This window comes from Pseudomonas sp. B392_1p, assembly GCF_052245235.1.
GTDB classification, from domain to species: domain Bacteria; phylum Pseudomonadota; class Gammaproteobacteria; order Pseudomonadales; family Pseudomonadaceae; genus Serpens; species Serpens gallinarum.
In genome coordinates this window covers 61,856-82,931 of record NZ_JBQPXM010000006.1, presented here as the reverse complement: position 1 = coordinate 82,931, position 21,076 = coordinate 61,856, and the positions used below count along the sequence as shown (strand labels likewise).

Here is a 21,076-nt window from a genome sequence, read left to right as displayed (position 1 = left end):
ACAAACGGTTCAAGTCACTCGCTTCGCTCGCTGGGACGGGCTAAAGCCCGCCCCTTAACCAGACGTTATGCACTACTGAGATGCTGCCCATGCCCAGAGAATATTTTATTATCGTAACGAATGACCAGCACGACATAGTGCGAACTGATGTGCAGCACTTAATAACGAACCGTCCTGATGGAAATATACATCTAGCACCAGAATTCAAATTTGGTTATGCAGGTAGCGGCCCAAACGAACTTGCCGCCAATATACTATGGCTATCAGAAGTCCCAGAAATCGAATGCACTAAACTAGCCTCTAAATTCAGAGATGAAGTAATGCACAAAGAATTAACAGCTGATGGCAAGCTTTACTATTCAGTAATTGAAGAGTGGCTAACTATCAACAAGGTAGAGCGTTCAGCTTTCCATAAAAGCACGCCTCACGTTAATGCATAACAATGCATTCAAGCCACTCGCTGCGCTCGTTGGGACCGGCTAAAGCCGGCCCCTTAATTTAACGTTAGGGTCTAAAGGAGTTTACCCAGTGTCCACCCAATTCCTTTTTAACTCCAGAGGCGAGTGGATCGCCTTTCGTATTGAACAGTTTGTATACAACAAAGAAGCTAAGTGGATAGGCTGGCTTCCATGGGATGATTATGATGTTGTTACAGAAAAAGGCGAATACCTTGGAACCATCCATGATGGTGACCGGCTTTACAAAGTAAGCAATCATCCGTACCGAGGGTATCCAGGCTACCCCGGATATCCTGGATACCCCGGTTATCCGGGCTATCCGGGTTTTGCTGGATATTCTCCGCTCCCATTTGGCACCACAGATGTCAACATTCCCCCAAAATAATGTGCCCACCCTAACTAGTGGTTCAAACCGTTCGCTGCGCTCACTGGGACGGACTAAAGCCCGCCCCTTAACCAAACGTTAGGCCAGCACACAATGAAAACATCGTCATCAGTTCAGAATGATTTCTTCCTTTGGCTTGATGAGGTGCTGAGTAAGGCTCTGCCGAAAAATACCGCCGCATTCCATTTCAACCTCTACGAAGGCTCTGAATCGGTTCATGTTCAGCTTATGGGTACTGACTCATTTGTAGGCATGACTGATTATTGGCCTGGGAATGAAACATTTTCGACAGGAGAGGCAGTTTTCGAAGTTCCGTTCGAGAACGCTGGCAACGAGTGGTCAGAATGGCTTGATTATTTAAAACGACTAGTCTCTGCATATATCATGACAGGCAATAATTCTGTTGTCCTCCGAAGCTCAAAAGGTGTCGGTATTGGATTTGTCGACGGAGATATGTATGTTCTCTGGTCAGAGCCGAAGGCCTAACAACCGGTTCAAATCGTTCGCTGCGCTCACTGGGACGGGCTAAAGCCCGCCCCTTAACCAAACGTTAGGCGGCAGATTAATGTCAGCGCCCGATAACAAGCCTCTCAAGGACGAGGCGATGGCGGACATCCGCGCCGTTGAGGCGGTGCTGCGTCGGTGGGGTCCGATCGGCGTTGAGTCAGGTAGCATGGCGCCAGCCGATGAGTACGACGGCTACGCGCAGTATCTCGTCTCGATGGTCAGGAACGGCGCCACACTCGACGAAGTGACCTCGCGTCTCGAGTAACTTGCTTTGGAGATCATGGACTTAGGCACGAGCTCACAGCAAAGTAGGGAGCGCAGTCGCGGCTTCGCCACTGAGATCATTGGGGCGGTTCAGCCGCCTAATTCAACGTTAGGCCGCAAGAACCTAGAGAAGGGGCGATCTTTGTAGTCGATAGGGAAGTGGCGCGTCTGATGAAGGCGGGGCCTGCAGTAGAGCCCGCGTCTATTAACGGAGTTTGCTCTGTCCCCCAGGCTTGGAGTCATGGCCTCGGTGAGGTCGTTGAACCGCTCAGGACCCTAGACAAGTTCATGACCCAGGCTCGTTGCGCACTGCCTGGGCTACCAATCTATTCGCACCGAAGAGCTAGGGCGTCGCTCACGTCCGACGGTCTTCGGTTTATCACTCGCCTAATGGGAGATCCTGTTGCTTACTGATTTTTACGACAGTATTTATGACTCCGATCACGATGCAGCCGGCGCGCTGAGGCTGGACGCGCCGTTCGCGCCGTCAGGGGAAAGACAAGCCACGAAGATGCTGGAGCTCGCCGGCGTCGGCGAGGACGACTTGCTTTACGATCTCGGCTGCGGCGACGGGCAGATCATCGTCATCGCCGCGCGCGACTTCGGCGCCAGAGCCGTCGGCGTCGAGCTGGACCCGCAGCGCCTGGAGGAGGCCCGCCAGCACGCCAGGTGGAATGGCGTCAGACACAAGCTGACCCTGCTCGAGGAGAACCTGTTCACCGTCGATATCAGCAAGGCCACCGTGGTCACGTTGTACCTGCTGCCGGAGATCAATCTCACGCTGCGTCCGCGCCTGCTGCGCGAGCTTGCGCCTGGAACGCGCATCGTCTCCCACGCCTTCGACATGGGCGAGTGGAAACCTGACGAGGTCGTCGACGGCCGGGGCGCCAAATTTTTCCTGTGGATCGTGCCGGCCGCCGTCGCCGGCACCTGGCAGTGGAAGACGCCGGGCGGCCGGATCTGCCGCGTGGAGCTGGAGCAGGAATATCAGCAGGTTAGCGGCCGAGCCTGGATAGACGAGCAGCCGGCGCGGCTGCAGTCGGCTCGGCTGGTAGGCACGCGACTGGAGCTAACGATCCAGGCCGAGGACGCCGCCTCTCCGCAAAGCTTCGTCAGCCACTTCATTGACGGCCGGCTGGTGCCGAGAGCAGGTTAATGCGGCACCGGGCGGTTCGCCGAGGTGTCGGCGATGCCGCTCAGGATAAGAACAGGATCGGTGGCCCGCGCAAAGGTGGCGGCGAGCCCACCGGTTCTAACGCGCCACCCAAGCCGACGCGTACTCGGCGCGGCTTAGCGGCACGTTACGAGTACTCGGGGGTAACCAAATGATTCGCGCTTATCGGGCAGCCGATATTGATCAAGTTTTGGCAATCTGGCTGTCAGCATCAATTAAAGCCCATGACTTCATCGAATCTGCGTTTTGGAAATCGAAGATTAGCGAGATGCGTGATGTATACATCCCGTCATCGGAGACGCTTGTGTATGAAGCTGACGGAGCAGTCGTTGGGTTTTATAGCCTATATGAGAACAATCTTGCTGCGATCTTTGTTGCACCGGGCTCGCAGGGCAAGGGGTTAGGCTCAGTCTTGCTTGATGATGCTAAGAGTAGGCGAAAGAACTTACAGCTCGCTGTTTACAAAGAAAATACTCCGAGCATTAAGTTCTATGAAAAACACGGATTCACTTTACTTGGAGAGAAATTTGATGAGCACACAGGGCACCCTGAGCTCATCATGGAGTATCACTCGTAACAAGGCGCGGAAGTGCGCGGCCGTTGGTCGCCGGACCCTCGTAAACTCGCGCCGCTGTGCTTTGCATTAGCCGGCACAGTTCTCACCATGAAGCGCTCCTGCCCCTCGCGAGGTAAGCGTTATGCCGTACCAGCTTCTTGCCGACGCGGTGCTCGTTCTGCATTTCGGCGTCGTCTTGTTCGTCATCGGCGGTTTGGTTGTCGTCGTTACGGGCAACTGGCTTGAGTGGCGGTGGGTAAACGGATGGTGGTTCCGGTTGGCACACCTGGTGGCCATTGGGGTTGTGGTTGCGCAGGCTTTGCTCGGGCGGCTCTGCCCGCTCACGACCCTTGAGTCCTGGCTGAGAGTACAGGCCGGCCAACCCAGCTACACGAAAAGCTTCATCGAACACTGGCTGCAGCGCATTATTTTTTACGAGGCGCCGTTTTGGGTATTCGCCTTGGCATATACGCTGTTCGCAGCGCTCGTCATTGCCGCGTGGTGGTACTTCCCGCCAACCCGCAGGCGTCATCGCGACCGCGAGTAGGTCATGAGGTCGCTAGAATGTGTCGATAGAGCCGTTCTGGCAGAGCTTTTTTAAATACATCCAACGACGCCTTGTTTGGCCCGGCGTAATTCAAACCTTAGGCGCCATGCCGGAGTTCCCGCAATCATGCAGATGGGCAACCTGTTCACCGATGCAATGGCTCCGCTGAAGGGGGAGCGCTTCGACGCGCTGCTGACCCACAGGAACCTTATTGTGGAGCGCATCGTCAGCTCGGCGGACACGGCTCCGACGGAGTACGTGCAGGACCAGGATGAGTGGGTTGTGTTGCTTCGGGGCGAGGCGACCCTTGAGATCGCAGGCCGCTCCGTTGAGCTGCATTCGGGTGACTATGTGTTCTTGCCCGCCGGCACGTGCCATGTTGTTCGACGAGTCACAGACGGGGCTCTATGGCTGGCGGTGCATCTGTTTCCATCGCCAGCGCAAGGCTGAGAGGGTGCCTGATTCGGGTGTTGTCCACTGGAGGTCACATGAAGAGCGATGAGTTCAATTTAGCGCGGTTCATGGAGGCTCAAGAGACTTCATATGCCGCTGCAATAGCCGAACTGCGTTCCGGCAGAAAAAAGACGCACTGGATCTGGTTTGTCTTTCCGCAGCTTAAGGGGCTTGGGAGCAGCTTCAACTCCGAGCACTACGGTTTAAGCGGGTTGGCCGAGGCTCGCGCCTATCTTGCGCATCCGGACCTGGGGCCGCGACTTCGTGAAGCCACCGCCGCCATGCTTGCGCATCAGTCCAAAGGCGCCAGCGCGGTGCTGGGCGAACTTGATGCATTGAAGTTCCGGTCCTGCCTTACTTTGTTCTCACTTGCTGATCCCGCAGATCACGTATTTGGCGATGCGCTTGATAGCTTATTTGGTGGGGAACGCGATACGCGGACACTCAGACTGCTGGAGGCGCAGGGCGAGGTCTGATTGTGGTGTTGTACCGACCAACTTCAGACGAGGTTCCGAATGTATCAGTTTTTGTTCGCTTCAGGAGGCGCCATGAAAGTCGAGCTTATGAGCAATCTAAAGCGTCAAGCCACGAAGATTCTGGCAGAGCTGAAAGTGACAAAGGAACCGGTACTCATCACCGAGCACGGTAAACCATCCGCCTATCTGGTCGATGTGCAGCATTACGAGTTTATGCAGCGCCGACTTGAGCTGCTTGAGGGGCTGTCACGAGGGGAGCGTGCTGCACATGAGGGAAGAACGTACAGCCAAAGTGAGGCCAGGGAGAAACGAGCAGTTGGCTGAGATAGTGTGGGCGGAGCCGGCTCTTCCAGCTCCGTCGGAAGCTCCGGGTGCGCATGCTAAAAAGCTGTTAGCCAGACGCGACACATGCGTTTGCCGGTTCGAGGCGTCAAAGCCCAGCAGTGCGCTTTGGCGTTTGATATATAGCAACGACGAGCACCCTGCCAACAACGTTTGGGCCATGGCGAGGCTGGGATTGTTGGAGGTTCTATGGCGGGTTGCCCGGGTAACTCCGCATTCCCACATAACATCCTGCGACGGGCGAGGCCGCCCTACGTCGGGGTTTCGCAGGGCTGGGATTGTTGGAGGTTCTATGGCGGGCTGCCCGAGTAACTCCGCATTCCCACATAGCATTCTGCAGCGGGCGAGGCCGCCCTACGTCGGGGTCACATAGGGCTGAGATTGCCGGGGCGGCGGGCTGCCAGGGAAGCGCTAGGGCTTGCCCAGGGTTTCCACGGCCAGGCCGGGGAAGTCGGTGATGATGCTGTCCACGCCAAAGTCGGCGAGGCGGCGCATCAGGGCCGGTTCGTTGACTGTCCACACCGACACGTGCAGGCCTTGCTGCTGCGCTTTGTGCAGGCGTTCCGGGGTGCACAGCGTCCAGTTCAGAGCGAGCAGGTTGCAGCCGTACTGGCGGGCAACCTTAAGTGGGTCGAGCCAGGCGTATTCCGCCACCAGCCCGCGTGACAGTTCCGGGGCGCGGCGCATCAGTGCGCGCAGTACTTCGCGAGAGCTTGAGGTGACGGTGATCTTGTCCTGCAGGCCGTAGTGCTCGGCCAAACCCTTGATGGCCATGACCATGCGCGCGGCGCGAACCCGCGAGGCGCTTTTCACCTCCAGTTGCCAGTGCTCGAACGGGCAGTGCTCGAACAGGTCTGCCAGGCGTGGAATCGGCGTGGGTTGCGGCCAGCCGGGTCCGCCTTGGCGCGCGTCGTAGGCGTGCAACACCTCGGCGTCGTGCTCGACGACTTTGCCGCGGCGTCCGGTGGTGCGTTTCAGGGTCGGGTCGTGGATCACCATCAACTCGCCGTCCCGGGACAGGTGCAGGTCCAGCTCGCAGCGGGTTACGCCGTGCTCCAGGCACTTCTGGAAACTGGCCAGGGTGTTTTCCGGGGCTTCGCCCTTGGCGCCGCGATGGCCGTAGATCAACGTCATGCTGGATCCTTCAGTACAGACCTGCAGGACCATCAAGTGGCCTGCTAGGGACGTGGTTGGTGGTGCTGCACACTGTCGATGACCCGGTCCGTTTCGAAATACACGGAGAAACCAGGGTAATCCCAGCGGCTGATGGGGGGTTGGCCGACAGCTGGGTGTTGCTGCTCAGGCTGTCCGAAGCGTTGCTTGACGCTGTGTTGCGTTTCGCCCTGCTTGGGCAGTGGCTGGGCGGCGGTGCCTTGCTGGCCAACCGGTACGCTCAAAGTATCGGCCAGACTGGGCAGGGGCAAAAGCAGGGCAAGCAGGAAAAAGAGGCGGGTCATGCGAAAGTCTCATGGCTGTTCGGAGAGTTCGCGGGCCTGACGACGGGCCAGGGCCTGCTTTTGCAGGATATGCCGGGCCAGTAATTGGCGCTGTGCGTCGGTCAACGCTTCGAACTGCGCACCGATCTCGTATTGGCCATTTTCCTGTAATTGGCAGTGGACCACCCGTGCCCTGAGCAATAAACCCAAGGCTTGGGGCATCAACAGCATGCGCAATGCCAGTTGGGTGTCGCCGGCCAGTGCCTGTTCATGGGTAAAACTGATCCCGTCTTCGCTGAGCATCACCGTCTGCACGTCGCCGAATTCGCCACACACCTGCTGGGCCATGGCCTGGGCGATGAGGTCGACACGCTTGTTGAGCAGCCGCAGGAAGGCGCCCAGGTTGCGGTTCTGGTCGTCGATCTGGCGCAGCAGGTGCTGGGTCTCGTAATCCATCAAGCCCAGCTCGCCCAGCAGGCCGAACAGGGCGGAGTCATCGTGCAGCGGTTGCTGCGTCTCGCTCTGCTCGGCTGAGAGCGGGGTGATTTGCAATGCGACCCGATCTTCGATGCGGTAGTATTCGCGGCGTTCTGCGTCTTGAGTGGGCATGGCGATCCAATAGCAATAAGCGTGAGACGAGTGTAAATCGCACGGTTCAGGCTTGCCAGGCAGACGCGTTTTTCAATGGCTGGTCGCACCGCAATTCGGCGTTGCAGCCAGACATCCTGTAGATTGTCCAGCTTCGTCCGTTTGACTGGAGCCCCTGCGGGCTGCATCAGGCGGCCTGCAATGGATGTTCCTTTTTTCAGCGAACCCGCCCGGCATGTTCAGACCTCTTTCCTTCTATATCGGCACGCGGTACACGCGGGCCAGACGCCGCAGCCACTTTGTTTCGTTCATCTCCCTGACCTCCATGCTCGGCCTCGCGCTCGGCGTGCTGGTGATGATTGTGGTGCTGTCGGTAATGAATGGCTTCGACCATGAGATGCGCCATCGCGTGCTGGGCATGGTGCCCCACGCCAGCCTGGAAACAGGCCAGGCCCTGAATGACTGGCCGCAACTGGCGAGCCAACTGGACGACCAGCCGCAGGTACTGGCGGTGGCCCCCTACACGCAAATGCAGGGGTTGCTGACGCACCAGGGCCAGGTGCAGAAGGTGTTGATCAATGCCGTCGATCCGCGCCTGGAGTCGCAGGTGTCGATCATCGATCAGTTCTTTTTGCCGGGACAGGGCAGTCTCGATGCGCTCAAGCCGGGCGAATTCGGCATCGTTATTGGCGACCGTGCGGCGAAGAAGTTTGGCGTGGGCCTGGGCGACAAGTTGACCTTCGTGGCGCCGGAAGTGGCGGTGACGCCGGCCGGCATGTTCCCGCGCATGAAACGCTTCACGGTGGTTGGCATCTTCCATGTGGGTGCCGGTGAAATCGATGGCTTTGTGGCCATGACCCATATCGAGGATGCGGCACGTCTGAAACGCTGGCGCACCGATCAGGTACAGGGGCTGCGTCTCAAGCTCGATGATCTATTCCAGGCGCCGCGTCTGGCCTGGTCATTGGCCATGCAGTTGGGCGATGACTTCTACGCCCAGGACTGGACCCGCACCCACGGCAATCTGTACCAAGCGATCCGTATGGAAAAGGCGATCATTGGCCTGCTGTTGCTGCTGATTGTTGCGGTGGCGGCGTTCAACATCATTTCCACTCTGGTGATGGTGGTCACCGACAAGAAATCCGATATCGCCATTTTGCGCACCCTGGGCGCGACGCCCGGTCAGATCATGGCGATTTTCATGGTGCAGGGCACGGTGATCGGCGTGGTCGGCACCTTGATCGGCGCGTTGCTGGGCATTTTCGCTGCGCTGAATATCAGCAGCTGGATTGCCGCTCTGGAGCGCCTGATGGGGCACAAATTTCTCAGTGCCGAGGTGTACTTCATCGATTACCTGCCATCCCAGTTGCTGGCCGCCGATGTGGTGCTGGTCTGCGCCTCGGCGTTGATCCTGAGTTTCCTCGCCACCCTTTATCCTGCCTGGCGTGCGGCGCGCACCCAGCCTGCGGAGGCTTTGCGTTATGAGTGAGAAGGCAGTCCTGAGTTGCCGCAACCTGGGCAAGCGTTACGAGGAAGGTCCGCAATCGGTCGAGGTGTTGGCCGATGTGCAACTGGAGCTGCATCCGGGCGAGCGTATCGCCATCGTCGGCAGCTCCGGTTCGGGCAAGAGCACCTTGCTCAACCTGCTTGGCGGCCTGGATACGCCCAGCCATGGCAGTGTCTGGCTGGCCGGCGAAGAGCTTTCGGCGCTGGGTGAAAAGGCGCGTGGGCTGTTGCGCAACCGGGCGCTGGGATTCGTGTACCAGTTTCACCATTTGCTGCCCGAGTTCACCGCCCTGGAAAACGTCTGCATGCCGCTGTTGATCGGTTCTACGCCGATCCCCGAAGCGCGCCAGCGCGCCAGTGCGCTGCTGGAGCGGGTCGGCCTCGGGCATAGACTCAGCCATAAACCGTCCGAGCTGTCCGGCGGCGAACGCCAGCGTGTGGCCATTGCCCGGGCGCTGATCAACCAGCCGGCCTTGGTGTTGCTCGACGAGCCCACCGGCAACCTCGACCATCACACTGCCCAGGGCATTCAGGAATTGATGCTGGAGCTGAGCAGCTCGCTGCGTACCGCGTTCCTGATCGTCACCCACGACATGCAACTGGCGCGGCAGATGGATCGGGTGCTGCGCCTGGACGACGGCCGCCTGGTGGCGGAGTAAGGGCGACCATGTTCAGACCTCTACCGCTGTTCATCGGCACCCGCTACACGCGGGCCAAACGCCGTAATCACTACATTTCCTTTATTTCGCTGACCTCGATGATCGGCCTGGCGCTCGGCGTGCTGGCAATGATCGTGGTGCTGTCGGTCATGAACGGCTTCCAGAAGGAAATGAGCGGGCGCATTCTCGGCATGGTGCCCCATGCCGCGCTGTCGGCCGAGCAGCCGCTGAACGACTGGCAGACGGTTGCCGAGCAGGTGTTGCAGCATCCCGAGGTCAACGCGGCAGTACCGCTGAGCGAGCTGGAGGGCATGCTCACCTACAAGGGCGCCATGCAGCCGATTCAGATCAATGGCATCGACCCGGCGCTGGAGCCGCAGGTGTCGATCATCGGCGCGCACATGGTGCGCGGACGCCTGACGGATCTGCAGCCGGGCGAGTTCGGGGTGGTGCTGGGTGAGCTGTCCGCGCGGCGTTTCGGTGTGCGAGTCGGCGACAAGCTGACGCTGATCGTGCCGGAAGCCACGAACTCCGCTTCGGGTATCACGCCGCGCATGCAGCGCCTCAATGTGGTGGGCATCTTCAAGGTCGGCGCCGAGCTGGATGGCTCGTTGGCGCTGATCCACATCGCCGATGCCGGCACGATTCTCAAGTTGCAGCCGGGCCAGGTGCAGAGCGTGCGTATCGCCGTGAACGACCTGTACCTGGCGCCGCAGATCTCCACGGCGTTGGCGACCTCGCTGGGCGCAGGCTATCGCGCCACCGACTGGACCCACACTCAGGGCAGCCTGTTCAGCGCGATGCAGATGGAAAAGACCATGATTGGCCTGTTGTTGCTGCTGATCATCGCGGTGGCGGCGTTCAATATCATCGCCACGCTGATCATGGTGGTGGCTGACAAGCGCACCGATATCGCTATCTTGCGCACCTTGGGCGCCACGCCCGGGCAGATCATGGCCACCTTCATGGTTCAGGGCACGGTGATTGGCATTATCGGCACGGTGATCGGCGCGGTGTTGGGCGTGCTGGCGGCGCTGAATGTCAGTGAGTTGGTGGGATGGGTGGAGCGTCTGAGCGGCCAGCAGATTCTCAGTTCGGACATCTATTACGTCAGTTACCTGCCCTCCGACCTGCAAGCGCTGGACGTAGTGCTGATCTGCACCGCAGCGCTGATCCTGAGTTTCCTGGCTACCCTGTACCCAGCCTGGCGCGCGGCACGTACCCAGCCGGCCGAGGCCTTGCGCTACGAATAAGCGCCAGACGCGGGCCGCGTAGGGCGGCCCGCCGTTAAGCAATAAGACCCACGGAATCCGTAGGGCGGCCTCGCCCGTCGCACGGTGTCGAGGTCGTTGGCGCGGTGATTTTCGGGCAGCCCGCCGTTTTTTGCATCGCCCGAACTGTAGTCATAACCGCTTCGAACACTTGAGCCGGCCGCAGGACGCCGCCGGCGTTGGCGGAGTCATCATGCATGCGCACAGGGATGCTTGCGCTCGCTCTGGGTCTGCTGACCCTGCGTTTTCTTCCGGCATTGCCGGACGCGTCCTGGTTGCTTGCCGGATTCGTCCTCGGGCTGCTGCTGTTACCCTTTCGCAGTTATCCGCTGGGGCTGTTCTGCCTTGGACTGGTGTGGGCCTGCTGGTCGGCGCAGTGGGCGCTCGATGACCGCCTGGCGCCCGCTTTCGATGGCCGCACATTGTGGCTGGAAGGACAGGTGGTCGGGCTGCCTGAACACCGGGATGGCGTGGTGCGTTTCGAGTTGCGCGACGCGGTTTCCCGGCGCGGCGCGTTGCCCAGCCGGCTGCGTCTGGCCTGGCATGGCGGCCCGCCTGTACAGGCCGGCGAGCGCTGGCGGCTGGCGGTCAATCTCAAGCGTCCCCATAGCCTGGTCAATCCCCACGGATTCGATTACGAGGCTTGGCTGTTGGCCAAACGCATCGGTGCGACGGGTTCGGTCAAGGCGGGCGAGCGCCAAGCGGTTACCCAAGGCCTGAGCGCCTGGCGCGACAGCTTGCGCCAACGTCTGCTGGCGATGCCGGCTTTCGGACGCGAAGGTGGACTGGTCGCTTTGGTGCTGGGCGATGGTTCTGGGTTGACGCATACCGATTGGGGCCTGCTACGCGACACCGGCACGGTGCATTTGATGGTGATCTCCGGCCAGCATATTGGCCTGCTGGCGATGCTGGTTTACGGCCTGGTTGCTGGGCTTGCGCGCAGGGGGCTCTGGCCGCGAGCGCTGCCCTGGCTGCCGTGGGCGTGCGGCCTGGCCCTGGCCGCGGCGCTGTTGTACGGGCTGCTGGCCGGGTTTGAAGTGCCGGTGCGGCGCGCCTGTGTGATGCTGGCCGTGGTGCTGCTCTGGCGCCTGCGTTTTCGACACCTAGGTTTCTGGTCGCCCTTGCTGGCGGCGTTGGTGATCGTCCTGCTCGCCGAACCGCTGGCCAGTCTGCAAGCGGGCTTCTGGTTGTCCTTTGCTGCCGTGGCGGTGTTGATCCTGGTGTTCAGTGGCCGCCTGGGTGCCTGGAGTGCCTGGCGCACTCTGGGCCGGGCGCAGTGGACCGTGGCCATCGGCCTGTTGCCGGTACTGCTGGCGCTGAGCCTGCCGGTGAGTGCCAGCGGGCCGCTGGCCAATCTGATCGCCGTGCCCTGGGTAAGCCTGGCGGTGGTGCCCCTGGCCTTGCTCGCGACCCTGCTGTTGCCGCTGCCCTTCGTGGCGGAAGGGCTGTGGTGGCTGGCCGGGGGATTATTGGAATTGCTGCTCGTAATCCTGGCCGTGATTGCCGAGTGGCTGCCGGCCTGGCTGGGCAGGTATGTTCCGGTGTGGGCCTGGTTGCTCGGTGTCTTGGGCGCAACGTTGCTACTCCTGCCGGGCGCCGTCCCGCTGCGTTGGCTCGGCATCCCCTTGCTACTGGTGCTGATCGCTCCGCCGCGTGACGAGGTGCCGGCAGGGCGTGCCCATGTCTGGTTGCTGGATGTCGGTCAGGGGCTGTCCGTGCTGGTGCGCACGCGCGAGCATGCCTTGCTGTATGACACCGGTGCGCGCTTCGGTGATTTCGATCTGGGCGAGCGCGTGGTCGTGCCCTCGTTGCGCACATTAGGCATCCAGCGCCTGGATGCACTGCTGCTCAGCCATGCCGATAACGATCATGCCGGCGGCGCACAGGCGGTGATCGACGGGGTGCCGGTGGACAAGGTGCTCAGTGGCGAATCCCACAACCTGCCGGCAGCGTTGCAGGCTGGGCCTTGTCAGAGCGGCGAAACCTGGAACTGGGATGGCGTGCGGTTTCGGCTGTGGCGTTGGCCGCAAGCGCACTCGGGCAATGCCGCCTCTTGTGTGCTGATGGTCGAAGCCGGTGGCGAGCGCCTGTTGTTAACCGGCGATATCGACGCGCGGGTGGAGGCTGCGTTGCTCGCTTCAGACTGGGCCCCGCGCGCCGAGTGGTTGCTGGCGCCCCATCATGGCAGCCGGTTCTCATCCAGCGTGCGTTTCATCCAGGGCGTGGCACCCACCGCGGTGCTATTTGCGCGGGGCGCCCATAACGCCTTCGGGCATCCTCATCCGTCAGTCGTAGAGCGTTACCGGCAACACGACGTGCAGATCCACGACACTGCTCTCGAGGGTGCTCTGCGCATTGAGCTAGGCGCGTTTGCGCCGCCGCGAGCATTGCGACAGGAAGCGCGTTTCTGGCGGGAAAAATGAGAAGCTCGGCGGTCGGCGTGACCGTGTCCCTATGCTAGAGTGAGCCACTTTTTTGGAGGGGATCGCCACCGTGTGGGAGTTGGTAAAGTCAGGCGGCTGGATCATGCTGCCGATCATTCTGTGTTCCGTGATGGCCGTGGCCATTATCATCGAGCGGTTCTGGACGCTGCGGCCGAGCCGCGTCACGCCTCCCCATCTGCTCGGGCTGGTCTGGCGCTGGATCAAGGAAAAAAAGCTGACCAGCGAACGTCTCAAGGAACTGCGCGCCCACTCGCCGCTGGGCGTGATCCTCGCTGCCGGACTGGCCAACTCCAAGCATGGCCGCGAGATCATGAAGGAATGCATTGAGGAAGCCGCAGCGCGGGTCGTTCATGATTTGGAACGCTACCTCAATGCCCTGGGCACTATCGCCGGTATCGCACCCTTGCTGGGCTTGCTCGGCACGGTACTGGGCATGATTGAAATCTTCAGCTCGTTCATGGGTTCGGGCATGGCCAACGCCCCGCAGCTGGCGGGCGGTATCGCCAAGGCCTTGATCACCACGGCGGCCGGCCTGATCGTCGCGATCCCGGCGCTGTTCTTCCACCGTTTCCTGCAGCGTCGCGTTGATGAGCTGGTGATGGGCATGGAACAGGAAGCCATCAAGCTGGTGGAGGTGGTGCAGGGCGACCGTAATGTCGACCTGGCCGAGACGCCTGCTTCCAGCAAGCGCGAGGTTAAAAAGGCGTGAAGTTCCGGCGCAAACGACAGGATAACGTCGAGATCGGCCTGGCGCCGCTGATCGACGTGGTATTCATCCTGCTGCTGTTTTTTGTTGTCACTACGACCTTCACCCGCGAGACGCAGCTGCAGGTTGACTTGCCTGAGGCGGTCAGCGGTACACCGCCGCCAGCGTCCGAGCTCAAGCCCCTAGAAGTGGTGATTGGCGCCGACGGCAGCTTTTCGGTGAATGGCCAGGCGCTGGTGAAAAACGACCTGAACAGTCTGATGACATCGCTGCAGCGGGAATCCGAAGGGGATAGCAGCTTGCCGCTGACCATCAGTGCGGACAGCAAGACACCGCACCAGGCGGTGATCACCGCCATGGACGCGGCCGGTAAGCTGGGCTTTGCCCACCTGCGCATCACCACTGTCGAGGCCCAGGCGGAACCGCGCTGATGGCGCTGGCGGATCGACTGCTCTCGGCCTGGTACCGAGGGCATCCCGGCCTGGCGCTGCTGCGTCCCCTGGAGGCGCTGTATCGCCGTGTGGTGGAGCGCAAGCGGGCCGCCTTCCTGGCCGGTGAGGGCGAGATCTACCGCTCGCCAGTGCCGGTCATCGTGGTGGGCAACATCACCGTGGGCGGCACGGGCAAGACGCCAATGATTCTCTGGCTGATCGACCATTGCCGCGCGCGCGGCCTGCGTGTCGGTGTGGTCAGTCGCGGCTACGGTGCCAAGCCGCCCAGTTGGCCATGGCGTGTCACCGCCGAGCAGCCGGCTAGTGAAGCCGGAGACGAGCCGTCCCTGATTGTCCGGCGTACCGGCGTGCCGCTGGTGATCGACCCGGATCGTCCGCGCGCGGTGCGTGCGTTGCTGGAGCAGGAGGCGCTGGATGTCATTCTCTGTGACGATGGCTTGCAGCACTATCGCCTGGCCCGAGACCTTGAACTGGTGCTGATCGATGCGGCCCGTGGCCTGGGCAATCGGCGCTGCCTGCCCGCGGGCCCGCTGCGCGAGCCGGTCGAACGTCTGGCCAGCGTCGATGCGCTGCTTTACAACGGGGCCGTGGCGGATGAGCCGGACGGCTACGCCTTTACCCTGACTCCGACCGAGCTGGTGCGTGTGGCCAATGGCGAACGGCGACCCTTGAACCATTTTCCAGCCGGGCAAGCCCTGCATGCGGTGGCCGGCATCGGCAACCCGCAACGTTTCTTCGCCACCCTCGAAGCGCTAAACTGGCGGCCGATTCCGCATGCCTTCGCCGACCATGCGCAGTACAGCGCCGAGCAGTTACGATTCAGCCCGTCGTTGCCGCTGCTGATGACCGAAAAAGATGCGGTCAAATGCCGTGACTTTGCCGCCGACGACTGGTGGTACCTGGCCGTCGATGTTAAGCCTTCACCGGCCTTCGTCGACTGGTTCGATGAGCAACTGGCACGCCTGCTACCCGACCGCTGAGGCGCTACGCACAAGGCTGGCGGGCGGTGGCTTTTCCCTGTTCTTGAGGATTTCCCGATGGACCCGAAACTGCTCGATATCCTGGCCTGCCCCGTGTGCAAGGGCCCACTGCAGCTCAGCACTGACAAGACCGAACTGATCAGCAAGGGCGCCGGGCTTGCCTACCCAATTCGCGACGGCATTCCGGTCATGCTGGAAAGCGAAGCCCGCACCCTCACCGTCGACGAGCGTCTGGATAAATGAGCCAGGCCTATACCGTCGTCATTCCCGCCCGCTATGCCTCCAGCCGCCTGCCTGGCAAGCCGCTGCAAGACATCGCCGGCAAGCCGATGATCCAGCACGTCTGGGAACAGGCCAGCAAAAGTACCGCGCAGCAAGTGGTCGTGGCGACTGACGATGCGCGTATCGTGGCGGCCTGTGAAGGGTTTGGCGCCCAGGTGGTGATGACCCGCGCCGACCATAACTCAGGCACCGATCGCCTGGCCGAAGTGGCCAGCCAGTTGGGCTTGGCCGCCGATGCCATTGTGGTCAACGTGCAGGGTGACGAGCCGCTGATTCCGCCGGCGATCATTGATCAGGTGGCACGCAATCTGGCGGCTCATCCGCAGGCTGGCATCGCCACTCTGGCCGAGCCGATCAGCGACATCGAGGCGCTGTTTAATCCCAACGTGGTCAAAGTGGTCAGCGACAAAACCGGCCTGGCCCTGACCTTTTCCCGCGCACCGATTGCCTGGGCACGTGATGCCTTTGCGCAGAGCCGCGAAACGTTACCGGCCAATGTGCCCTGGCGTCGACACATCGGTATTTATGCCTACCGTGCGGGTTTTCTGCAGGATTTCGTCGCCTGGGGCCCATGCTGGCTGGAAGACACAGAGTGCCTGGAGCAATTGCGTGCCCTTTGGCATGGCGTGCGCATCCATGTCGACGATGCGCTGGAAGCGCCGCCCGCGGGCGTGGATACCGCTGAAGATCTGGAGCGCGTGCGGCGCATTCTGGGAGCGTGATAATGAAGGTCTTGTTTGTCTGCATGGGTAATATCTGCCGCTCGCCAACCGCCGAAGGCGTGTTTCGTCATCGCGTGCGTGCAGCGGGACTGGAATCGCGCATCGTCATCGACTCGGCCGGTACCGAGGAGTGGCATGCTGGCAAGGCGCCGGATCGACGCTCCAGTCAGGCTGCCGCGCGGCGCGGCTATGACCTCACCGCCCAGCGGGCACGTCAGGTGGAGGCAGAGGATTTTCAGCGCTTCGACCTGATTCTGGCCATGGACCATGACAACTTGATACGCCTGCGCGCGGCGCGGCCTGAGCAAGCCAGTGCCGAGATGGACCTGCTGCTGCGCCGCTACGGCCTGGGCGAAATCGTCCCCGATCCCTATTACGGGGGCGACGAGGGGTTTGAGCATGTTCTTGATCTGCTTGAGCAGGCCGCCGATGCCTTGCTCGACGAAATCAAGGGGCGGCTGTGAGTCTACTGCTCAAGGAGCATCTGTCTCTCAAACCTTTCAATACCTTTGGCGTGGATGTCTGCGCGCAGTTGTTCGCCGAGGCCCATGACGAAGCGCACGTGCGCGAAGCGCTAGCACTGGCCGCGCAGCGCGCACTGCCGCTGTTGGTCATTGGCGGTGGCAGCAACTTGCTGCTAACCAAGGATGTAGAAGCGCTGGTGCTGCGCATGGCCAGTCTTGGCCGACGCATATTGAGTGATGATGACCAGCGCGTGGTGGTCGAAGCCGAAGCCGGTGAGCCCTGGCATCCCTTCGTCCTATGGACACTGGAGCAGGGCTTGGTCGGCCTGGAAAACCTCAGCTTGATCCCTGGCACGGTGGGCGCTGCGCCGATGCAGAACATCGGTGCCTACGGGGTGGAGATCAAGGATGTGTTCGCCGGCTTGACTGCGCTTGACCGAGAAACCGGCGAGGTGCGCGACTTTGCCTTGGAAGACTGCGCATTCGGCTATCGCGACAGCCTGTTCAAGCAACAGCCTGGCCGCTGGCTGATCCTGCGGGTGCGCTTTGTTCTTCAGCGTCACTCAACCCTGCACCTGGACTACGGCCCGATTCGTCAGCGACTGGAGGCGCAAGGGGTCCAGGCGCCTACGGCGCTGGATGTCAGCCGGGCGGTATGTGAAATACGCAGTGAAAAACTGCCCGATCCGGCGCGTCTGGGCAATGCCGGCAGCTTTTTCAAGAATCCTCTGGTGGCGGCTTCCCTGGCCGAACGACTACGCGCTGAGCATCCCGATCTGGTGGCTTATCCGGCTGCGAATGAGCAAGTGAAGCTGGCGGCCGGCTGGTTGATCGAACGAGCTGGCTGGAAGGGGTTTCGCGACGGTGACGCCGGTGTCCATGCACACCAAGCGCTGGTGCTGGTCAATTATGGTCAAGCCACCGGTAGTCAATTGCTGAGCCTGGCACGGCGCATACAGGCGGATATCACTACGAAATTCGGCGTGACACTGGAAATCGAGCCGAACGTTCTTTGAGCGTGGGGCGACGCCGTGGTTGCGGAGGTTAACAGCAGAGTAGGGCACCGTCGCTCACTCCAGGCAGCAGGGCTCAAAGCACAAGGTTGAGCGGGCACCCCGCCGGCGGCGTTAGCTTCATGGTGGGTTGCCCGGGCGATTTCGTATTCCCTTCCCTACACCGCGGTGTTGTTTCGAAAAAAGTGGCGCGTGCTGATTGATCTCCGCCCAATAAAAAGGGGATGCCACTGGCATCCCCTTTTTATTTCAGCCTAAGAATCAGGCCTGCGGCTTGGCGGTCTCGTCGGTTTCTGGCGACTTGTCTACCTCTGGCGCGTCCTGTGCTTCAACGATTGTCTCGGCTTCGGCTTCGGCTTCGGCTTCGGCTTCGGCTTCCTGGGCCTGGCTCTCAACTGTTTTGGCGACGGGCTCGACCGTTTCGTTCAAGGCAGTTTCAGCTTGCTGAATCACCGGTGCTTCAGCAACCACTGGCTCAGCCGGAGCCGGAGCCGGAGCCGGAGCTTCGCTTGCAGCCGCAGCTTCAGTCTCGGCAGCTTCGCGAGCCAGACGTTCGGCTTCGCGCTGACGGCGACGCACTTCACGCGGGTCGTTGGGCGCACGGCCGCTGGTGACCGGAGCGGGTGTAACGACCGGAGCTTCCACTGCAGGCGTCGGGGCTGGTTCAACCACTTCGCTGACAGCAGGTGTTTCGGCTTCGACAGCGACAGGTGCAGGTGTCGGAGCAGGAGCAGCTTCGGCAACCGGCTCGACAGCGGCGGGAGGAGTGACCTCTGCCGGGGCGGCAGGTTGCTCGATGCTGATTTCAGGCTCGGCGGCCGCAACCTTGCTATCGCTCAGGCTGGCGCCGTTATCGCTGGACTGTTCGGCAGCTGGCATTTCACCGCTCGGTGTCAGCTCGGCAACAGCGACCACATCTGGGGTAGCTTCGACGGCCTGGTTGGCCAGTGCTCCGGCAACAGCGGCAGCGGCAATCATGGCACCTTCGCTCGGTGCGTTTTCGCTGCTTTCCTGGCCTTCGCTGGTCTCGATCAGGTTGCCGTTGGCATCACGCTGACGCTCGCGACGGTTGCTGCGACGACGCTGGCCACGGGAGCGGCGACGAGGACGCTCGCCATCCTGACCATCCTGCTGATCTTCGAATTGCTCTTCGGTATTCAGTACTTCTTCGTCGACCTGCTCGACCGGAGCGCTGCGTGGCTTGCGCTCTTCGCGCGGCTGACGCTCTTCACGAGCGGGGCGCTCGCGGCGCGGCTCTTGAGTGTCGCGTGCTTCACGTGGCTGGCGCTCTTCACGCGGCTCACGGGCTGGACGCTCTTCGCGTGCGCGCTCCTCGCGGGGCTGGCGGTCTTCGCGCGGCTGACGTTCTTCACGGGCCGGGCGCTCGCGACGCTGCTGCTCTTGAGTGTCGCGTGCTTCACGTGGCTGGCGCTCTTCACGCGGCTCACGGGCTGGACGCTCCTCGCGTGGCTTGCGCTCCTCGTCGCGGCGGTTGTTGGTGTCGCGGCCATCACGGCGGCGGTTTTGCTGGCGGCCGGTGCGGCGCTCATCATTGCTGCGCTGCGGGCGTGCGTTAGTGGTTTTTTCGACCGGCTTGGCTGGCTCTTCCTTGCTGGCGAACAGACCGACCAGTGATTTGACCAGGCCCTTGAACAGGCTCGGTGCCGGGGCGCTAACCGGCGCCAGCGATGCAGCGGGGGCGGCATCAACGTGTTCGGGAGCTGGGCGATTACGGCTGACGGTTTTCACCGCAGCTTCCTGGCGGACCAACGATCGGGTGGCGCTGACCGGCTGGACTTCCTCGGCTTCGCTCGGAGCCATTTCGTAGCTGGACTGGCCAGCAAGCAGCTCCGGGCTGTCGTCGCGCAGGCGGATCACCTCGAAGTGCGGGGTCTCCAGGTGCGCGTCAGGCAGGATGTAGATGCGCGTACGGGTGCGCAGTTCGGTCTTGGTGATGGCATTGCGCTTCTCGTTGAGCAGGAAGGCGGCGACCTGGAAGGGAACACGGGCGCGTACTTCGGCGGTGCGGTCCTTCAGCGCTTCTTCTTCGATCAGGCGCAGGATGGCCAGCGAGAGGGATTCGACGTCACGGATGACGCCCTGGCCGTTACAGCGCGGGCAGACGATGCCGCTGGTTTCGCCCAGAGACGGACGCAGACGCTGACGGGACATTTCCAGCAGGCCGAAACGCGAAATGCGGCCGACTTGGACACGAGCGCGGTCGGCTTCCAGAGCTTCGCGAACCTTGTCTTCGACGGCGCGCTGATTTTTCGCCGGCGTCATATCAATGAAGTCGATGACGATCAGACCGCCAATATCACGCAGACGCAGCTGGCGGGCGATTTCCTCAGCCGCTTCCAGGTTGGTCTGCAGGGCGGTTTCTTCGATATCGCCGCCTTTCGTGGCGCGCGCCGAGTTGATGTCGATGGACACCAGGGCTTCGGTCGGATCGATGAAAATGGAGCCGCCCGACGGCAGCTTCACTTCGCGCTGGAAGGCAGTTTCGATTTGGCTTTCGATCTGGAAGCGGTTGAACAGCGGCACGCTGTCTTGGTACAGCTTGATCTTGCTGGCGTACTGCGGCATGACCTGCTGGATGAAGCTCAGTGCTTCTTCCTGGGCCTCGACGCTGTCGATCAGGACTTCGCCGATGTCTTGGCGCAGGTAGTCACGGATCGCGCGGATGATGACATTGCTTTCCTGGTAGATCAGGAAGGGGGCAGCGCGATCCTGGGAGGCATCCTTGATGGCAGCCCACAGTTGGGCCAGGTAGTCCAGGTCCCACTGCAGTTCTTCGCTGGAGCGACCCAGGCCGGCGGTGCGCACGATCAGGCCCATGTCGGCCGGCGCGTTCAGGCCGTTGAGTGCTTCGCGCAGTTCATTGCGCTCTTCGCCTTCGATGCGGCGCGAGATGCCGCCGGCGCGGGGGTTGTTGGGCATCAGCACCAGGTAGCGGCCGGCCAGGCTGATAAAGGTGGTCAGCGCTGCGCCTTTGTTGCCGCGCTCTTCTTTCTCGACCTGGATGATGACTTCCTGACCTTCCTTCAGGACGTCCTTGATGTTGACGCGACCTTCCGGAGCCTTGCTGAAGTATTCGCGAGAGATTTCCTTGAGCGGCAGAAAGCCGTGGCGTTCGGCGCCGAAATCCACGAAGGCAGCTTCGAGACTCGGCTCGACACGGGTGATGCGGCCCTTATAGATGTTGGCCTTTTTCTGTTCGCGCGCTCCCGATTCGATATCGAGGTCGAACAGGCGCTGGCCGTCAACCAGTGCGACACGCAACTCTTCGGGTTGGGTCGCGTTAATCAGCATTCTTTTCATGTAGTACCGTTGGGTTTCCAGGCGGAGGGAAACGGCAATCGGCACACACGACTCTCACGGTCGGTGTCGG

General features: G+C 61.4%; 25 protein-coding genes. 21 read left to right on the top strand and 4 right to left on the bottom strand.

Features of this window, described 5'->3' with window-relative positions:
- The first annotated feature begins 89 nt into the window (after positions 1-89).
- The 10 genes from ACTV8E_RS10525 (at position 90) to ACTV8E_RS10480 (ending at position 5,144) form a co-directional block, all read left to right on the top strand.
- The gene (locus tag ACTV8E_RS10525; RefSeq protein WP_443199477.1) at positions 90-440 is read left to right on the top strand and encodes a hypothetical protein; all 351 of its coding nucleotides are present in this window, start codon (positions 90-92) and stop codon (positions 438-440) included.
- Between the two features lie 88 nt (positions 441-528).
- Entirely contained in the window at positions 529-843 is a 315-nt protein-coding gene (locus ACTV8E_RS10520) for a hypothetical protein (protein WP_443199476.1), read from the top strand.
- 93 nt (positions 844-936) lie between these two features.
- Positions 937-1,329: a hypothetical protein gene (locus tag ACTV8E_RS10515; protein WP_443199475.1), complete on the top strand. Its 393-nt coding sequence runs from the start codon at positions 937-939 to the stop codon at positions 1,327-1,329.
- A gap of 79 nt (positions 1,330-1,408) precedes the next feature.
- On the top strand, positions 1,409-1,615 hold the full coding sequence (locus ACTV8E_RS10510) for a hypothetical protein (protein WP_443199474.1): 207 nt from the start codon (positions 1,409-1,411) through the stop codon (positions 1,613-1,615).
- A gap of 402 nt (positions 1,616-2,017) precedes the next feature.
- Entirely contained in the window at positions 2,018-2,770 is a 753-nt protein-coding gene (locus ACTV8E_RS10505) for a methyltransferase domain-containing protein (RefSeq protein ID WP_443199473.1), read from the top strand.
- A gap of 169 nt (positions 2,771-2,939) precedes the next feature.
- Positions 2,940-3,365 carry an N-acetyltransferase gene (locus ACTV8E_RS10500; RefSeq protein WP_443199472.1) on the top strand — a complete coding sequence of 142 codons (426 nt, stop codon included), beginning with the start codon at positions 2,940-2,942 and terminating at the stop codon, positions 3,363-3,365.
- Positions 3,366-3,486: 121 nt separating this feature from the next.
- Positions 3,487-3,891 (top strand): DUF2784 domain-containing protein, encoded by a 405-nt coding sequence (locus tag ACTV8E_RS10495; protein WP_443199471.1) that lies wholly within the window; start codon positions 3,487-3,489, stop codon positions 3,889-3,891.
- A gap of 126 nt (positions 3,892-4,017) precedes the next feature.
- Positions 4,018-4,341: a cupin domain-containing protein gene (locus tag ACTV8E_RS10490; RefSeq protein ID WP_443199470.1), complete on the top strand. Its 324-nt coding sequence runs from the start codon at positions 4,018-4,020 to the stop codon at positions 4,339-4,341.
- A 38-nt stretch (positions 4,342-4,379) separates the two neighbouring features.
- Complete coding sequence (locus tag ACTV8E_RS10485) at positions 4,380-4,820, top strand: DUF1810 domain-containing protein (RefSeq protein WP_443199469.1); 441 nt, start codon at positions 4,380-4,382, stop codon at positions 4,818-4,820.
- 72 nt (positions 4,821-4,892) lie between these two features.
- Positions 4,893-5,144, top strand: a complete 252-nt coding sequence (locus ACTV8E_RS10480; protein ID WP_443199468.1) for a type II toxin-antitoxin system Phd/YefM family antitoxin — start codon at positions 4,893-4,895, stop codon at positions 5,142-5,144.
- Positions 5,145-5,573: 429 nt separating this feature from the next.
- On the opposite strand, the gene ACTV8E_RS10475 is transcribed toward ACTV8E_RS10480, so the two are convergent.
- From ACTV8E_RS10475 to ACTV8E_RS10465, 3 genes are read right to left on the bottom strand one after another with little or no spacing between them, the layout of a single operon-like run.
- Complete coding sequence (locus ACTV8E_RS10475; protein ID WP_251837597.1) at positions 5,574-6,296, bottom strand: glycerophosphodiester phosphodiesterase; 723 nt, start codon at positions 6,294-6,296, stop codon at positions 5,574-5,576.
- 44 nt (positions 6,297-6,340) lie between these two features.
- Positions 6,341-6,619 carry a phosphodiesterase gene (locus ACTV8E_RS10470; RefSeq protein WP_443199467.1) on the bottom strand — a complete coding sequence of 93 codons (279 nt, stop codon included), beginning with the start codon at positions 6,617-6,619 and terminating at the stop codon, positions 6,341-6,343.
- A 9-nt stretch (positions 6,620-6,628) separates the two neighbouring features.
- A complete protein-coding gene (locus ACTV8E_RS10465) occupies positions 6,629-7,207 on the bottom strand; it encodes a PilZ domain-containing protein (protein ID WP_251837599.1) in 579 nt (192 codons plus the stop codon).
- Positions 7,208-7,421: 214 nt separating this feature from the next.
- Here ACTV8E_RS10465 and ACTV8E_RS10460 point away from each other — a divergent pair, with 214 nt between their 5' ends.
- The 11 genes from ACTV8E_RS10460 to murB all read left to right on the top strand — a co-directional run bounded on the left by ACTV8E_RS10460 (position 7,422) and on the right by murB (position 17,688).
- Positions 7,422-8,675, top strand: coding sequence for a lipoprotein-releasing ABC transporter permease subunit (locus ACTV8E_RS10460; RefSeq protein WP_443199466.1), 1,254 nt, complete (start codon positions 7,422-7,424; stop codon positions 8,673-8,675).
- The gene (lolD, locus tag ACTV8E_RS10455; RefSeq protein ID WP_251837601.1) at positions 8,668-9,351 is read left to right on the top strand and encodes a lipoprotein-releasing ABC transporter ATP-binding protein LolD; all 684 of its coding nucleotides are present in this window, start codon (positions 8,668-8,670) and stop codon (positions 9,349-9,351) included. The genes ACTV8E_RS10460 and lolD overlap by 8 nt, the downstream gene beginning before the upstream one ends.
- Positions 9,352-9,359: 8 nt before the next feature.
- Entirely contained in the window at positions 9,360-10,604 is a 1,245-nt protein-coding gene (locus tag ACTV8E_RS10450; RefSeq protein WP_443199465.1) for a lipoprotein-releasing ABC transporter permease subunit, read from the top strand.
- A gap of 227 nt (positions 10,605-10,831) precedes the next feature.
- Positions 10,832-13,045 carry a DNA internalization-related competence protein ComEC/Rec2 gene (locus ACTV8E_RS10445; RefSeq protein WP_443199464.1) on the top strand — a complete coding sequence of 738 codons (2,214 nt, stop codon included), beginning with the start codon at positions 10,832-10,834 and terminating at the stop codon, positions 13,043-13,045.
- Between the two features lie 70 nt (positions 13,046-13,115).
- Complete coding sequence (locus ACTV8E_RS10440; RefSeq protein WP_251837604.1) at positions 13,116-13,775, top strand: MotA/TolQ/ExbB proton channel family protein; 660 nt, start codon at positions 13,116-13,118, stop codon at positions 13,773-13,775.
- Entirely contained in the window at positions 13,772-14,203 is a 432-nt protein-coding gene (locus tag ACTV8E_RS10435; protein ID WP_251837605.1) for an ExbD/TolR family protein, read from the top strand. Before ACTV8E_RS10440 ends, ACTV8E_RS10435 begins: the two co-directional genes overlap by 4 nt.
- The gene (gene lpxK / locus ACTV8E_RS10430) at positions 14,203-15,204 is read left to right on the top strand and encodes a tetraacyldisaccharide 4'-kinase (protein WP_443199463.1); all 1,002 of its coding nucleotides are present in this window, start codon (positions 14,203-14,205) and stop codon (positions 15,202-15,204) included. Before ACTV8E_RS10435 ends, lpxK begins: the two co-directional genes overlap by 1 nt.
- A 57-nt stretch (positions 15,205-15,261) precedes the next feature.
- Positions 15,262-15,447, top strand: a complete 186-nt coding sequence (locus ACTV8E_RS10425) for a Trm112 family protein (RefSeq protein WP_251837607.1) — start codon at positions 15,262-15,264, stop codon at positions 15,445-15,447.
- Positions 15,444-16,208, top strand: coding sequence for a 3-deoxy-manno-octulosonate cytidylyltransferase (gene kdsB, locus ACTV8E_RS10420; RefSeq protein WP_251837608.1), 765 nt, complete (start codon positions 15,444-15,446; stop codon positions 16,206-16,208). Before ACTV8E_RS10425 ends, kdsB begins: the two co-directional genes overlap by 4 nt.
- Before the next feature lie 2 nt (positions 16,209-16,210).
- Positions 16,211-16,672, top strand: a complete 462-nt coding sequence (locus ACTV8E_RS10415) for a low molecular weight protein-tyrosine-phosphatase (protein ID WP_251837609.1) — start codon at positions 16,211-16,213, stop codon at positions 16,670-16,672.
- Positions 16,669-17,688: a UDP-N-acetylmuramate dehydrogenase gene (gene murB / locus ACTV8E_RS10410; RefSeq protein WP_443199462.1), complete on the top strand. Its 1,020-nt coding sequence runs from the start codon at positions 16,669-16,671 to the stop codon at positions 17,686-17,688. The genes ACTV8E_RS10415 and murB overlap by 4 nt, the downstream gene beginning before the upstream one ends.
- A gap of 258 nt (positions 17,689-17,946) precedes the next feature.
- On the opposite strand, the gene rne is transcribed toward murB, so the two are convergent.
- Positions 17,947-21,006, bottom strand: coding sequence for a ribonuclease E (rne, locus tag ACTV8E_RS10405; RefSeq protein ID WP_443199461.1), 3,060 nt, complete (start codon positions 21,004-21,006; stop codon positions 17,947-17,949).
- Between the last annotated feature and the right edge of the window lie 70 nt (positions 21,007-21,076).

What these genes read in the sequence shown, in the direction of transcription:
- ACTV8E_RS10485 (WP_443199469.1), top strand. Translation starts at nt 4,380, where the DNA reads ATGAAGAGCGATGAGTTCAATTTAGCGCGGTTCATGGAGGCTCAAGAG.
- ACTV8E_RS10470 (WP_443199467.1), bottom strand. Translation starts at nt 6,619, where the DNA reads ATGACCCGCCTCTTTTTCCTGCTTGCCCTGCTTTTGCCCCTGCCCAGT.
- ACTV8E_RS10510 (WP_443199474.1), top strand. Translation starts at nt 1,409, where the DNA reads ATGTCAGCGCCCGATAACAAGCCTCTCAAGGACGAGGCGATGGCGGAC.
- ACTV8E_RS10415 (WP_251837609.1), top strand. Translation starts at nt 16,211, where the DNA reads ATGAAGGTCTTGTTTGTCTGCATGGGTAATATCTGCCGCTCGCCAACC.
- ACTV8E_RS10475 (WP_251837597.1), bottom strand. Translation starts at nt 6,296, where the DNA reads ATGACGTTGATCTACGGCCATCGCGGCGCCAAGGGCGAAGCCCCGGAA.
- lolD (WP_251837601.1), top strand. Translation starts at nt 8,668, where the DNA reads ATGAGTGAGAAGGCAGTCCTGAGTTGCCGCAACCTGGGCAAGCGTTAC.
- ACTV8E_RS10495 (WP_443199471.1), top strand. Translation starts at nt 3,487, where the DNA reads ATGCCGTACCAGCTTCTTGCCGACGCGGTGCTCGTTCTGCATTTCGGC.
- ACTV8E_RS10460 (WP_443199466.1), top strand. Translation starts at nt 7,422, where the DNA reads ATGTTCAGACCTCTTTCCTTCTATATCGGCACGCGGTACACGCGGGCC.
- ACTV8E_RS10425 (WP_251837607.1), top strand. Translation starts at nt 15,262, where the DNA reads ATGGACCCGAAACTGCTCGATATCCTGGCCTGCCCCGTGTGCAAGGGC.
- lpxK (WP_443199463.1), top strand. Translation starts at nt 14,203, where the DNA reads ATGGCGCTGGCGGATCGACTGCTCTCGGCCTGGTACCGAGGGCATCCC.
- ACTV8E_RS10490 (WP_443199470.1), top strand. Translation starts at nt 4,018, where the DNA reads ATGCAGATGGGCAACCTGTTCACCGATGCAATGGCTCCGCTGAAGGGG.
- rne (WP_443199461.1), bottom strand. Translation starts at nt 21,006, where the DNA reads ATGAAAAGAATGCTGATTAACGCGACCCAACCCGAAGAGTTGCGTGTC.
- ACTV8E_RS10515 (WP_443199475.1), top strand. Translation starts at nt 937, where the DNA reads ATGAAAACATCGTCATCAGTTCAGAATGATTTCTTCCTTTGGCTTGAT.
- ACTV8E_RS10465 (WP_251837599.1), bottom strand. Translation starts at nt 7,207, where the DNA reads ATGCCCACTCAAGACGCAGAACGCCGCGAATACTACCGCATCGAAGAT.
- ACTV8E_RS10445 (WP_443199464.1), top strand. Translation starts at nt 10,832, where the DNA reads ATGCTTGCGCTCGCTCTGGGTCTGCTGACCCTGCGTTTTCTTCCGGCA.
- ACTV8E_RS10525 (WP_443199477.1), top strand. Translation starts at nt 90, where the DNA reads ATGCCCAGAGAATATTTTATTATCGTAACGAATGACCAGCACGACATA.
- ACTV8E_RS10480 (WP_443199468.1), top strand. Translation starts at nt 4,893, where the DNA reads ATGAAAGTCGAGCTTATGAGCAATCTAAAGCGTCAAGCCACGAAGATT.
- ACTV8E_RS10500 (WP_443199472.1), top strand. Translation starts at nt 2,940, where the DNA reads ATGATTCGCGCTTATCGGGCAGCCGATATTGATCAAGTTTTGGCAATC.
- ACTV8E_RS10450 (WP_443199465.1), top strand. Translation starts at nt 9,360, where the DNA reads ATGTTCAGACCTCTACCGCTGTTCATCGGCACCCGCTACACGCGGGCC.
- kdsB (WP_251837608.1), top strand. Translation starts at nt 15,444, where the DNA reads ATGAGCCAGGCCTATACCGTCGTCATTCCCGCCCGCTATGCCTCCAGC.